This is a genomic window from Soonwooa sp. (assembly GCF_032062245.1).
Taxonomy (GTDB): Bacteria; Bacteroidota; Bacteroidia; order Flavobacteriales; family Weeksellaceae; genus Soonwooa.
This window is the reverse complement of record NZ_DAMBQF010000011.1, coordinates 1-13,843: the sequence shown is the minus strand read 5'-3', so window position 1 is coordinate 13,843 and position 13,843 is coordinate 1. Positions and strand designations below refer to the sequence as shown.

9 protein-coding genes are annotated in these 13,843 nt (G+C 35.4%); 6 read left to right on the top strand and 3 right to left on the bottom strand.

Going from position 1 to position 13,843, the window contains the following annotated elements; genetic code table 11:
• Positions 1-63 precede the first annotated feature (63 nt).
• The 3 genes from RT037_RS07485 to porQ form a co-directional block, all read right to left on the bottom strand.
• Positions 64-441, bottom strand: coding sequence for a YtxH domain-containing protein (locus tag RT037_RS07485; protein ID WP_313029553.1), 378 nt, complete (start codon positions 439-441; stop codon positions 64-66).
• A gap of 108 nt (positions 442-549) precedes the next feature.
• The gene (cmk, locus tag RT037_RS07480) at positions 550-1,221 is read right to left on the bottom strand and encodes a (d)CMP kinase (protein WP_313029552.1); all 672 of its coding nucleotides are present in this window, start codon (positions 1,219-1,221) and stop codon (positions 550-552) included.
• 92 nt (positions 1,222-1,313) lie between these two features.
• Positions 1,314-2,333, bottom strand: coding sequence for a type IX secretion system protein PorQ (gene porQ, locus RT037_RS07475; protein ID WP_313029550.1), 1,020 nt, complete (start codon positions 2,331-2,333; stop codon positions 1,314-1,316).
• Between the two features lie 165 nt (positions 2,334-2,498).
• Between porQ and pyrH the strand changes: the two genes are divergently transcribed.
• The 6 genes from pyrH (at position 2,499) to RT037_RS07445 (ending at position 13,784) form a co-directional block, all read left to right on the top strand.
• Positions 2,499-3,203 (top strand): UMP kinase, encoded by a 705-nt coding sequence (gene pyrH / locus RT037_RS07470; RefSeq protein WP_313029548.1) that lies wholly within the window; start codon positions 2,499-2,501, stop codon positions 3,201-3,203.
• Between the two features lie 101 nt (positions 3,204-3,304).
• Positions 3,305-3,859 carry a ribosome recycling factor gene (gene frr / locus RT037_RS07465; protein WP_313029546.1) on the top strand — a complete coding sequence of 185 codons (555 nt, stop codon included), beginning with the start codon at positions 3,305-3,307 and terminating at the stop codon, positions 3,857-3,859.
• Positions 3,860-4,086: 227 nt separating this feature from the next.
• Complete coding sequence (locus tag RT037_RS07460; protein ID WP_313029544.1) at positions 4,087-5,595, top strand: FMN-binding glutamate synthase family protein; 1,509 nt, start codon at positions 4,087-4,089, stop codon at positions 5,593-5,595.
• Positions 5,596-5,697: 102 nt separating this feature from the next.
• Complete coding sequence (purB, locus tag RT037_RS07455) at positions 5,698-7,125, top strand: adenylosuccinate lyase (protein ID WP_313029542.1); 1,428 nt, start codon at positions 5,698-5,700, stop codon at positions 7,123-7,125.
• A 344-nt stretch (positions 7,126-7,469) separates the two neighbouring features.
• Positions 7,470-11,159, top strand: a complete 3,690-nt coding sequence (locus RT037_RS07450; RefSeq protein ID WP_313029540.1) for a phosphoribosylformylglycinamidine synthase — start codon at positions 7,470-7,472, stop codon at positions 11,157-11,159.
• Between the two features lie 150 nt (positions 11,160-11,309).
• Complete coding sequence (locus tag RT037_RS07445) at positions 11,310-13,784, top strand: tetratricopeptide repeat protein (RefSeq protein ID WP_313029537.1); 2,475 nt, start codon at positions 11,310-11,312, stop codon at positions 13,782-13,784.
• The last annotated feature ends 59 nt before the right edge of the window (positions 13,785-13,843 follow it).

Here is a 13,843-nt window from a genome sequence, read left to right as displayed (position 1 = left end):
AATTTACAAAAAAAAAGAACTTAGTGGACTAAGTTCCTTTATAATTCACTCTAGATTGGGGGATTATTTCATTCCGTCTAGTTCTGTCTCTACATCTTTAACAACGTCAGTTGCTTTAGATACCATTTGATCCTTATACTTATCGTAACCTTCTTTAACCGAAGATGCGATGTTGTTAGCAGTATCTTTAACTTGAGAAGAGATTGCGTTGTATTTGTCTTTCACTTGGTCAGAAACGTTTTCGTATTGCTCTTTAACTTTTTCTGAAGTTTTGTGATATTGTTCGTTAGCTTGGTCTTTGATTTCCTCAGCTTTCTTTTTAATTTTCTTTCTTGTTTCTTTTCCTTCTTCAGGAGCGTAAAGAAGTCCCATTACTACACCAACTGCTGCACCTGCTAATAGGCCTGCTAAAATTCCTGCTGAATTATTTTTTCTAGACATAATGTGTGATTTTTTTGATTAATGTTTAACTTGATTAATTATGTTTTTATGAGTTACAACAAATGTACCAAAGAAATTTAAGATTGTATAAACTTTGTTAAATTATTATTACTTTATATATGAAAGCATTAATTCGATAGTTTGTTCTTTCGTCAAATCAGAATTATCTATCAATATGGCATCGTCTGCCTGACGAAGTGGCGCGATTTCTCTTTCAGAATCTATTTTGTCACGTTCGATAAGATTTTGTTTCACTTCTTCGATGCTGATGTTTTCTCCAAAACTAAGAAGTTCTAGATGTCTTCTTTTTGCACGTTCATCAGTGCTTGCGGTTAAGAAAAACTTGAAATCCGCATCTGGTAAAACCACTGTGCCAATGTCGCGACCATCCATAATAACACCTCCAGTTTTAGCAATATTTCTTTGAGTATTAAGTAAGAAAGCTCTCACCTCAGGAAGTTTTGCAACTTGACTAACGTTGGCAGATACTTGTGGTTGACGTATTTCTTTATCGATATTGGTGCCGTTTAAGAATAATTGTAATTCTTCATTCTTTTTTTCAAAAACTAAATTGATGTTCGGAAGATCATCTATTAATTGTTGAAGATTGATACTGTCATCTGCATTTTGACAATGGCTAAGTCCATAATAAGTAATACCACGATAAAGCGCGCCAGTATCCATGTGGATAAGACCAAGGCGTTTTGCAATAACTTTGGAGATAGAACTTTTTCCAGTCGAAGAATAGCCATCGATGGCGATTACCCAATTTTTTTTCATTTCTGAATTTCTGATACAAATTTAGAAATTTTAAAAAGGAAAAAAACTATTGCGGATTAAAGAAATTTGGTTTTGAGAATTTGTTCAAAAAATTAACGACGATTTCCACTTATTTCGATAAGATCAACACTTAGCCCAAACATATTGACATTGGATGAATTATGATATCTCGCATGCGAATAATCGAAATTGAAATATGAAATTTTAATTCCAAATCCTGCCGAAAGTCCTGAAAAATTTCTTTGATCGAGAATGGCCATTTCGTTACCACGTTTAACATTATAACCAAATCTTATATTAAATGCTTGTTGCGGAAACAATTCGACACCAAGAGATAAATGATCTAATACTTTTCTTCCAAAATTGACAGGTTGTCCATTAACATTGAAATCTTGCGAAATGTTAAACTTTTGTAAATCGTGCAATGTCACAGTAATAGCAGCCGGAAATTGATCCAAAATTTTGGTGTAACCCAAATCTATTCTAAAAGGTAAATCTTCTCGAACACCATTAAAAGGTTTGAATTGATAACCAAAATTACGAGCAACTAAAGTCAAAGTCTCATTAGAGCGAGGATTGTGATAGGTAACACCTGCGTTTGCAGAAAGTGCCATCGAGCTGTAGGTGTCAATTTTTGAAGTTACAAAATTAACATTGGCACCTATGGTCCATTCGTCTTCGAATTGATAAGCATAGCCAGCTCCAACTGAGGCATCCATCGCAGAAAAATCTCCAAGAATGTTGGCTGCTTCGTCTGTACGAGGCATTTTTCCGTAATCCATATAGCGCGCATTAATAGAAATAAGATGGCCTTGTTCCAAATCTTTAACATAGCTAATAGTTCCTATTTTGGAATCTGCAAGATATGAAGCGTAGTTTACAGACACCATATCATCCATTTCCAAATTCATTAAAGACGGATTGGCCGCGGTCATGTTAACATCGTAATCTCTTATGGATACAGCATCGCCACCCAAAGCAGATTGTCGGGCAGATACAGGAATATTTAGAAAAGGATATACATTGGTACCTAACTGTGCATACACCAAACTACTGCATATCGCTAAAGATAAAATAGAAATCTTCTTCAAAATCACTTCTCTTATTTGCAAAAATAGATTTTTTTAAAATTTAACAAAATATTTAGACGTTAAACTTATTTCTTCATAACGTAATTCTGTTGCATTCCTTATATTTGCAGCAGTAAAAATTTAAAAAAAATGAAAGCTTGTAATCAGCGTATTATTTTTTAATTAAAAATTCATAAAAAAGAAAAGATGAAATATAAAAGAATCCTTTTAAAACTAAGTGGAGAAGCCTTGATGGGAGAACGTCAATACGGTATTGATAACAATCGTCTTAAGGAATATGCGGATGAAATTAAAAAAGTTGTAGACAAAGGTTGCGAAGTTGCAATTGTTATAGGAGGAGGAAATATTTTCAGAGGATTGGCTGGTGCTGCAAAAGGTATGGATCGCGTACAAGGCGATTACATGGGGATGTTGGCAACGGTTATCAACGGTATGGCTTTGCAAGGCGCTTTGGAAGATGCTGGTATCAAAACTAGACTTCAGTCAGCGATTGAAATGGATAAAGTTGCAGAACCTTTTATTAAAAGAAGAGCAGTTCGTCATCTTGAAAAAGGTAGAGTTGTTATTTTTGGAGCAGGTACTGGTAATCCTTATTTTACGACAGATACAGCGGCGACGCTTCGTGCTATCGAAATCGATGCTGATGTTATCTTGAAAGGGACAAGAGTTGATGGTATCTACGATAGCGATCCTGAAAAAAATGCTGATGCTGTTAAATTTAATAGTCTTTCTTTCGAGGAAGTTTTCGAGAAAAATCTAAAAGTAATGGACATGACAGCTTTTACTTTGAGTCATGAGAACAAATTGCCAATTATCGTTTTTGATATGAACAAACAAGGTAATCTTGCACGTCTTGTAGATGGCGAAATGATCGGTACATTGGTTAACTAATAATAAATCAAAAAACTTGGAGTTTTTGTATTAAAACAATTATTATTGCAGGATTTCAAATTTTAAAACAGAATTGTTAATTATTAAACTTTAAATAAATAATGGAAGAATTAGAACTCATCACAGCATCAGTAAAGGAAGAGATGGATGCTGCGCTTAAGCATTTGGATCATGCTTTTCAAAAAATCAGAGCGGGTAGAGCGTCAACAAGTATGGTACAAGATGTTATGGTAGAATATTATGGTTCTATGACACCTATTAACCAAGTTGCTAACGTATCTGTGCCAGATGCGATGACTATTTCTATTCAACCTTGGGATAGAGGAGCAGTTAGTGCTATCGAAAAAGCAATTATCAACTCTAACTTAGGATTTGCACCTTCTAATAATGGTGATGTTATCATTCTTAACGTTCCACCTTTAACAGAAGAGCGTCGTAGAGATTTAGCAAAACAAGCCAAAGGCGAAGCAGAGCAAAGTAAAATTGTTGTTAGAAACGCTCGTCAAGAAGGTATGAAGGATCTTAAAAAGTTGGATGGCGTTTCTGAAGACTTGATAAAAGGTGCTGAAAAAGACATTCAAGATCTTACAGATCAATATATTAAAAAAGTAGATGACGCTTTCAAAATTAAAGAAGCAGAGATTCTAAAAGTTTAAAAAAAAAAGATTTAGAAATTTTCTAAATCTTTTTTTTGTACTAAAAACGAAGTTTTTTTAAACTTTTTTCAAAAAGATTTTAAAGATTTAAATTATTTACATATTCTCAATTTTATTTATGAATTTTTTTGAAATTCACAATCTGTTTTTTTGTCCAAGATGATGTAATTATTTACTATTTATTAAATATTAATATTATATTTGCTGGAATTTAATTTCCCTTAAAAATGAGAGATAAATTCCTTACATGGGGACTGGTATTAGTCCTTGCAACGACAGTTATTGCTGTTCTTATCAAAGCCCATTATTGGATTCCAATTACGTTGGCTGCTATTTACATCTTAGGTATTTTCAACGCCACGCAGACCAAACATGCTATTTTGAGAAACTTCCCTGTATTAGGACTTTTCCGTTATATGCTGGAAGGGATTTCTCCCGAAATTCAACAGTATTTCATTGAGAGAGAAACCGATGGTAAACCTTTCCCAAGAAATCAAAGATCGGCAGCTTATCGTCGTGCAAAAAATATTAGCGACACGGTAGCTTTTGGTACTCAACTAGAAATCAACAATAGAAAATACGAAGGTATTAAGCATTCTATTTATGCTAAATCACCTTCGCACGAATTGCCAAGAACGACAATTGGTGGACCAGATTGTTTGCAACCATACAGTGCGTCTTTATTTAATATTTCTGCAATGTCATTTGGTGCTTTGTCTGACAGAGCGCATATCTCGCTTAACAGAGGTGCAAAAAAAGGACAATTCTATCATAACACTGGTGAAGGAGGAATTTCTCCATATCATATGGAAGGTGGAGATTTGTGTTGGCAAATTGGTACAGGATATTTTGGATGTCGTGATGATGAAGGGAAATTTAACCCTGAATTGTTTACGAAGTATGCTACAATCGATAATGTAAAAATGATTGAGATTAAACTTTCTCAAGGTGCTAAGCCAGGTCATGGTGGGGTACTTCCAGGTGTTAAAAATACACCGGAGATTGCAGCGATCCGTCACGTAAAGCCAGGTATCACAGTATTGTCGCCTCCAGGGCATAATGCATTCTCGAATGCTGCGGGATTATTACAATTCGTAAAACAACTTAGAGATTTGTCAGGTGGTAAGCCAGTAGGCTTCAAACTTTGTATTGGTGATACTAAAGAATTTGAAGAAATCTGTGCACAAATGAATGTTCTTAAAATCTACCCAGATTTTATTACTGTTGATGGTGCTGAAGGTGGTACAGGTGCTGCGCCGCCTGAGTTTTCGGATGGTGTTGGTATGCCGTTAGAACCAGCTTTAATTTTTGTAAACTCAACGCTGAAAAACTTTAATGTTAGAGATAAAGTTAAAATTATCGCTTCAGGAAAAGTGTTGACATCTTTAGATATTTTGAGAGCTGTTGCGATGGGTGCTGATGCTTGTAATAACGCACGTGGATTTATGTTTGCTTTGGGTTGTATCCAAGCTTTACAATGTAACTCTAACACATGTCCAACGGGTGTTGCAACGCAAAATAAAATGTTGATTAAAGGTCTTGATGTTACGGACAAAGCAGAACGTGTTTATCATTTCCACAAGAATACATTACATACTTGCAATGAGTTGATTGCTGCGGCTGGTAGAACATCTTATGACCAAGTTGACGCCTCAATGTTTATGAGAGGTGACGAGTTCGAACATTTATCAGATACTTATTTTCCAGACATTCTTGGTAATGTTAGAAAAAGATAATCGATATTAATGACTGTTTGATAGCAATATATAAAACCTGAATTCTTTTAATTCAGGTTTTTTTTGTTTATTTTTGTACATCTAAAAAAGTAAAAAGAAAGAATGAATTCCTACAAAAATCCTCTTGAAGAACGTTACTCAAGTGAGGAAATGCTTTACAATTTTTCCCCGAATAATAAATTTAGAACTTGGAGACAATTGTGGATTGCATTGGCAGAAATCGAAAAAGATTTAGGCTTAGACATCACAGACGAGCAAATCAACCAACTGAAAGAAGAAGCAGAAAACATCGATTTTGATGCGGCTGCGGCTTACGAGAAAAAATTCCGTCATGATGTGATGGCGCACGTTCACACGTATGGCGACGTTGCACCGTTGGCGAAAGGAATCATCCATTTGGGAGCGACTTCGGCGTTTGTGGGAGATAATACCGACTTAATTCAAATCCGAGATGGTTTAAAAATTGTAAGAAAACAATTGGTAAACGTTATCAAAAAATTATCGGATTTCTCGATTAAATATAAAGACATGCCAACTTTGGGCTTCACGCATTTCCAACCTGCGCAGTTAACGACGGTTGGGAAGAGAGCAACTTTGTGGCTTCAATCTTTGATTTTGGATTTTGAAGAATTAGAGTTTTTCTTAGAAACTTTGAGATTCCGTGGTGTGAAAGGAACTACAGGAACGGCAGCGAGTTTCTTGGAGCTTTTCAACGGCGATTATTCTAAAGTAAAACACTTAGATAAAGAATTGTCAAGAAGATTCGGTTTCGAAAAAGTTTTCGGCGTTTCTGGACAAACTTACGATAGAAAAATTGATGCAAAAGTGGTGGCTTTATTGTCAAACATTGCTCAATCTGCGCATAAATTCACGAATGATTTACGTTTACTTCAAAACTTAAAAGAAATTGAAGAGCCATTCGAGAAAAACCAAATTGGTTCATCAGCAATGGCGTACAAGCGTAACCCAATGCGTTCTGAAAGAATCGGAGCGTTGGCAAAATACGTGATGTCGTTGTCGTCAAGTTCGGCGATGGTGGCTTCTACACAGTGGTTTGAGCGTACTTTGGACGATTCTGCAAACAAGCGTTTAACAATTCCACAAGCATTTTTGGCGATTGATGCCATTTTGTTGATTTGGAATAACATTATGGACGGATTAGTAGTGTATGAAAACCGCATCCACAAGCACATTATGGAAGAATTACCGTTCATGGCGACTGAATATGTGATTATGGAAGAAGTGAAAGCTGGCGGCGACCGTCAAGAAATCCACGAAATCATCCGTGTTCACTCAATGGAAGCATCCAAAAAAGTGAAAATGGAAGGAAAAGAGAACGACTTAATCGAAAGATTAATGAATGACACTTCCCTAAAAATGGACAAGTCGAAGATCGCAGAAGTAATGGACCCGAAAAATTTCATTGGTTTTGCGCCGATACAGACGGAAGAGTTTATCCAAAACGAGGCGAAGCCTATCACGGATAAATACTCGGAACTTATTGGTCTTGAAGCAGATTTAAAAGTATAAATTTGATGCAGTCTTGTCGGCTGCATTTTTATTTATTATGGCAGCTATTTCCGCCCTCCGTTCCCGCTTTTATTATTTTTTTTCAAAAAAATAATAAAGAGCTCCACTCAGGTCGGGCTGCGAAAAACATACCGCAAAAAGTAGAAATACAATGTCAGTTCGAGTGTTTTTCTGAACAAAGTGAAGAAAAATGTATCGAGAACTTTTATTAGAACTTCTCGATACGAATTTTTCAAAATCTACTCGAAGTGACGAAATAAGATAGGGGCAAAATCCTATGATTAGAAATATAGTAAAAAGTAAAGTCTAGAATCTCGATTCTCGGCTCTTGAATCTAATAAAAAATGAATAAAAGAATTTTTGTAGAAAAGAAAGGCTTGTTTGATGTGGAAAGTCCAAAGATTTTTTCGGAAATCTTAAACGTCGTTCCCAACATCGAAAGCGTGAAAGCTTATAATGTTTACGATATTTTCGGAATTGAAGATGCGGATTTTAAAAAAGTGGTGAATTCTACTTTTGTGGATCCAGTGACTGATATTCTGCACGAAGAAAATCCTGCGAAGAACACTTTTTTCGCAACTGAGTTTCTTCCAGGTCAATACGACCAAAGAGCTGATTCTGCGGAGCAATGTATTGCTTTGTTGACGCAAAATGGCAACGCTACAGTTAGAAGTGGAAAATTAATCGAACTTTCAGGAATTAACGATTCAGATTTGGTAAAAATTAAGGATTTGTTGATTAACAAAGTAGAATCCAAGGAAAAAGATTTATCGAAATTAGAAATTCCAGCTGAAAACGAGCCACAACCAGTCATCGTTTATGATGGTTTTAAAGATTGGAGTTCAGATGAATTGAAAAACTTCTATGATAAGATAGGTTTTGCATTTGGATTGGACGATTTAGAGTTTATTCAAGCTCATTTTAAATCAGAAAATAGAAATCCTACAGAAACCGAACTTAAAGTTTTGGATACGTATTGGAGCGACCATTGTCGTCATACAACTTTCGAAACAGAATTAACGGAAATTGAATTTAAAGGTCAATTTAAATCGACTTTAGAAACCATTTTCAACGATTATTTAGAAAAAAGAAAATTCTTAGGACGCGAGAAAAAACCAATTTCTTTAATGGATTTGGGAACTATCGCTGCGAAATATTTCCGCAAAACGGGTAACTTAGAAAATCTTGTGGTTTCAGACGAAATCAACGCTTGTACCATTGAAATCGAAGCTGAATACGATGGTAAAAAAGAACCTTGGTATTTGTTATTCAAGAATGAAACTCACAATCACCCAACGGAAATTGAACCATTTGGTGGCGCTTCAACCTGTCTTGGTGGCGCAATTCGTGATCCTTTGTCGGGTCGTGCATTTGTATACCAAGCGATGCGTCTGACGGGGGCTGGAAATGTTTTAGAGCCAATTTCGGATACTATTTTTGGGAAACTTCCTCAAAGAACGATTACAAAACAAGCTGCAAACGGCTATTCGTCTTATGGAAACCAAATTGGTTTGGCGACAACTATGGTAAATGAAATTTATCATGAAGGCTACAAAGCAAAAAGAATGGAAGTCGGTTTCGTGGTTGGAGCTGTTCCGAAAACTTGGGTTCGTCGTGAAAAGCCTGAAAATGGTGATATTGTGGTGCTTTTAGGCGGTGCAACAGGTCGTGATGGAGTTGGTGGAGCAACGGGAAGTTCGAAAGAGCAAGACGAAACTTCAATTCACACACTTTCGACGGAGGTTCAAAAGGGAAATGCTGTTGAAGAACGTAAAATTCAACGTTTGTTTAGAAATCCTGAAGTAACGACTTTAATCAAAAAATCAAACGATTTTGGAGCGGGTGGAGTTTCGGTGGCGATTGGTGAAATCGCCGATTCTTTGGAAATTAATTTGGATGTTTTGCCTTTAAAATATGAAGGTTTGAACGGAACAGAATTAGCTATTTCCGAGTCTCAAGAAAGAATGGCGGTTGTTATCGAAGCAAAAGACGAAGCTAAATTCATTGAGTTCTGCGAGAAAGAAAATATCAAAGCGGTTGTCGTTGCAAAAGTGACCGATTCTGGAAGAATGCAAATGTTCTGGAAAGGTAACAAAATTGTAGATTTGAGCCGTGATTTCTTGGATACTAACGGTTGTGCAAAAACACAAACAGTTGAGATTTTGCACTTAGAAAATGTAAAATCAGAAAAAATAGAGTTTACAGAAGACAATTTTATAAATATTTTAAAAGATAAAAATAACGCTTCGCAAAAAGGTTTGTTAGAAATGTTCGATGCTTCGGTTGGAGCGACGACGGTTGCGATGCCTTTGGGAGGAAAATATCAATTGACAGAAATGGAAGGCTCGGTGCAAACGCTTCCAATTTTGAATGCTGAAAATATTGAAACCGTTTCTTTGGCAAGCTGGGGATTTGATGCCGATATTTCGAGTCAAAACTCGATGGTTGGTGCTGCAAATGCTGTTGTAGAAAGCGTTTCGAAAATTGTTGCGATGGGTGGCGATTACAAAAAAATCCGTTTGAGTTTCCAAGAATATTTTGAGAAATTAGGAAATCAACCTGATAAATGGGGCAAACCAATGGCGTCGTTGTTGGGAGCTTACAATGCTCAAATGAATCTTGGATTGGCTGCAATTGGAGGAAAAGACTCGATGAGTGGGACGTTCCAGAATATTAATGTGCCACCAACTTTAATTTCTTTTGCTTGTGCAAACGGCGTGAAACGTCATATTATTTCGCCAGAATTCAAGTTGGCAGGAAATCATTTGTATCATTTTTACCATCAAACGGACGAGAATGGACTTCCAAATTATGAGGTTTTAAAAGACGTGTACGAGTTTATTCATGATGGAATTTTACAAAAAAACATCGTTTCTGCAAAAACCATCAAAGAAGGTGGAGTAGCAGTTGCATTGGCTAAAATGGCATTTGGGAATAATCTTGGAGCGACCGTTTCTTTAGATGAAACTCAAATTTTAGAGAAAAATATTGGTGGATTAATCATTGAATCTGTTGAAGAATTATCTCATCTAGCTTTACAAAAAATCGGAAATGTTGTTGAAAATTCAGTATTAACCATCAACAATCTCGAATCTCAAATCTCGAATCTCAAATCCAACTTCGTTGGAACTTTCGAAAATCTTTTCCCAACCTCTGAGAAGGAGAAAATCGTTGTTAATATTGATGAAAGCTTAAATTCTACAAATCCAAGAAAAATCAATCTTAAAAAACATGGCTTAGCAAAACCTAAAGTTTTCGCACCAGTTTTCCCTGGAACGAACTGTGAGTATGAAACGCAAAATGCTTTCAGAAAAGAAGGTGCGGAAGTTTCGAGTTTGCCGTTGATCAATCTTGATTTTAATAAACTGAGTGAAAGCATCGATGCTTGGGTAAAAGAAATTGAGCAATCTCAAATTTTGATTTTCTCAGGAGGTTTCTCTGCGGGTGATGAGCCAGATGGTTCAGCAAAATTCATTGTGAATCTTTTGAAAAACCAAAAGATGAAAGACGCTGTTCACACTTTATTGCAACGCGACGGAATGATTTTAGGAATTTGTAACGGTTTTCAAGCTTTAGTGAAATCTGGTTTGCTTCCTTACGGTGAAATCCGTGATTTGGATGAAAATTCGCCAACTTTGGCGCACAACGCCATCGGAAGACATATTTCTCAAATGGTGAACGTGAAAGTCGTAAACGAAGATTCTCCTTGGTTAAAAGGCATGAAAGGTTTGGAATATACGATTCCGATTTCTCATGGAGAAGGTCGTTTTATGGCTTCGGAAGAAGTGTTGACCGAACTTTACAAAAACGGACAAATCGCAACGCAATACATCGATTTTGATGGAAACATCGCACACGGAATGCCGTTTAATCCAAATAATTCTTTATTCGGAATTGAAGGAATCACGAGTTTGGACGGAAAGATTTTCGGAAGAATGGGACATCCAGAACGTTTTGCTGAAGGTTTAATGAAGAATATTCCAACTGCAAATTACCACAACATTTTCAAAAATGGAGTGGAGTATTTTAAATAAAATCAGTTTATAAATGATATCAAAATCCGTCTTTTCGAAGGCGGATTTTTGTTTTTTTATCAACTTTAAAATTTATTTAACATCGATTGTTAGACAGTTTTTAGCTTTTTGAAAAAGGAATTCTTATTTTTAGAACTTAAAATTTAGACATTGGCACATCGCATTTATTTATACAATCTCGACAGTAAAAGCAAAGAAACTTTTCCCAATTATCTTGGTGAGTGGAATTACGAAATTCCGTTGTTGTTGGTTCCGCTTGTTTCGGGGAATTTGCGCGCAAAAGGCAAGCAATTGTTTGCGGATAAACAAGAAGGTATCAGTCGTTTGCGAAGTTTTTTTAACCTAATCGCGGACACTTACCAATGGCATTACAAGAAGTTTTATTATGAGCCTGTCAACCAAATGTTCCAGTTTTTGGAGGATTTGCCGTTTGATACATTTCAGATTGATGGCAGCGACGTCTTCACGATGAATGAAGAATCTCCGAAAGAGCAAGCCAAAGATTGGGTTTTGGAAATCGATAACAAATGGAAAAATTTTGAAACCGCTATTGAACATCAAGATCTTAATTTTCTGAATCCGCAGTTCTTTATGACCGGTTACCAGTCGTTTCAGGAGATTATGGAAACCGATTGGATTAACTATGGATTGGGTTATTTTGAGTACGATTTGTTTTTAAAAAATAATGTTAATGTTTATGAAGTTGACGGAAAATTTGGTTTAGAAACAAGTAAAGGAGTTAAAATCATCGATCCAATCTATGATGAAATCTACGATTGGAGCGATACGAATATTGCTTTGGTTAGAAAGGATGGACTTTTTGGTTTTATCGCCATGGATGGAAAAGTTTTGGTTCCGACGATTTACGAAGACGCTTACGATGTTAATTCTTTTGATAAAATGTCGGTGGCGGAAGTCCACATGAATGGTAAAATCGGAGTTATTAATTGTAACACGAATCAACAGATTTTGCCTTGCGAATACGATGAATTGGAGATTCTGAATTATGCTTATTTTAATGTTTCTAAAAACGGAATATGGCAAGTTTTTGGCATCGAAAATCAGCAACTTTTGAATGTTTCAGGTTCTAACATTTTTGATATTGATTATTGTTCAGATTTGTTTTTTACAAAAGAAAAAGGCACTCAGAAAAGAAAATTCTACACTAAAAAAGGCTTTTTTGTTGGTGAATATGTTGAAGAATCAATTTCTAAAATCGGAGAAAATTATTATCAAATAAAACCAAATAAATTCCAGACTAAGTTTTCTATCATTAATTTTAAAGGAGAAATTTTAGAAACCGAAATCGATAAAGTCATTTTATTAGACGATTATCAATCTTTCGCTTTTAAAAAAGATAAAAAGTGGCGACTTTTTGATGGTGTTAAGCATGTCTATGTTTTAGAAAATGAAGAAATCGAAGATGTTTTTCTAGACGATTTTAAATATATTATTAAAAATACTTGGGGAATAAAAACCAGTTCTGGTAAAGGATTGTATCATGCTTTGGAACATCAATTTTGGATTGAATTAAATTCTGATTACAAAGCTTTTGAAGTTTTAAACGCGACATTTTTACGAGTTAAAGCACAAAAGTACAATCAGTTTTTTGATGTTGAAAGACGAAAGTTGAGCGAAAAATGTGATTGGGTTTGTCAGCCATTTTTTAGTTTGAAAAATGATGGAGATTTGGGTGAGAATTTTGTTTTATTTAACCATAATCAAGTTTTCCGGGTTTTAGAAAATCATGAGTTTAAGTTAATTTCGGATGAGCAATATGGTGAAATTAATGAGCAACGTTACAATTTGCGTGGTCAAGATTTTAAATTTTGGAATTGTTTTTTTGAGAATTGGACCAAAAATTCTGGTGAAGATTATGAACTAAAATTTGACTTGCCGACCATTTTCAATTTGGCTATTAATTATGCAAAAGATGGTCAATTTGACGACGCCATACGACTTTATACACATGCTTCAAAATTGGGCGATATAGATTCGATGATAGAATTGGGATTGTTGTTAAGCGATAAGGAAGCTGATTATTATCGACCAAAAGAGGCGGTAATGTGGATGGAAAAAGCTGCCGAAACTAATAATGCTGTTGCATTTAACAATCTTGGTTATTTTTATCAATGTGAAATTGGTTATGATTTTGATGTGTCAAAAATGTTTGAGATGTACGAAAAAGCGGCATCATTGGGCGATGGAATGGCGATGAGCAATCTTGGAGATTTGTATTTTTACGCAGAACATGTCGACCAAGATTATGGCAAAGCTTTGGAATATTACAAGGAGGCCAGCCGAAAGTTGTACAGTAACAATGCCAATGTTGTCGAAATCTACTATCAAAAAGGCGATTTTGAAAACGTCCTAAAACATCTTAAAAAAGATTACGAAGATTCTTATTCCAATATTTATTATGGGATTCTTTATGATTTTGGATATGGTGTAAAACAAGATTCGAAAAAAGCCGTTAAATACTACGAAAAAGCTAATAACTATCATGCTTATCCTTATGCAACAGAGCGACTTTTAGCATATTATTCTGAGGGTGGAGACTTTGCAAATCCCAAACTTTATGAAAAATGGAGACAATATGCGGAGGATAACGACATCGATTTATAATACTTTTGGTGGTCTCAAATTGCTAGTGCAACTTTTGTTTTTGTAAAAGTATTATTTTT

Bases quoted from the DNA above. Each gene is read 5' to 3' on its own strand.
- RT037_RS07460 (WP_313029544.1), top strand. From the start codon at position 4,087: ATGAGAGATAAATTCCTTACATGGGGACTGGTATTAGTCCTTGCAACG.
- pyrH (WP_313029548.1), top strand. From the start codon at position 2,499: ATGAAATATAAAAGAATCCTTTTAAAACTAAGTGGAGAAGCCTTGATG.
- RT037_RS07450 (WP_313029540.1), top strand. From the start codon at position 7,470: ATGAATAAAAGAATTTTTGTAGAAAAGAAAGGCTTGTTTGATGTGGAA.
- purB (WP_313029542.1), top strand. From the start codon at position 5,698: ATGAATTCCTACAAAAATCCTCTTGAAGAACGTTACTCAAGTGAGGAA.
- RT037_RS07485 (WP_313029553.1), bottom strand. From the start codon at position 441: ATGTCTAGAAAAAATAATTCAGCAGGAATTTTAGCAGGCCTATTAGCA.
- cmk (WP_313029552.1), bottom strand. From the start codon at position 1,221: ATGAAAAAAAATTGGGTAATCGCCATCGATGGCTATTCTTCGACTGGA.
- frr (WP_313029546.1), top strand. From the start codon at position 3,305: ATGGAAGAATTAGAACTCATCACAGCATCAGTAAAGGAAGAGATGGAT.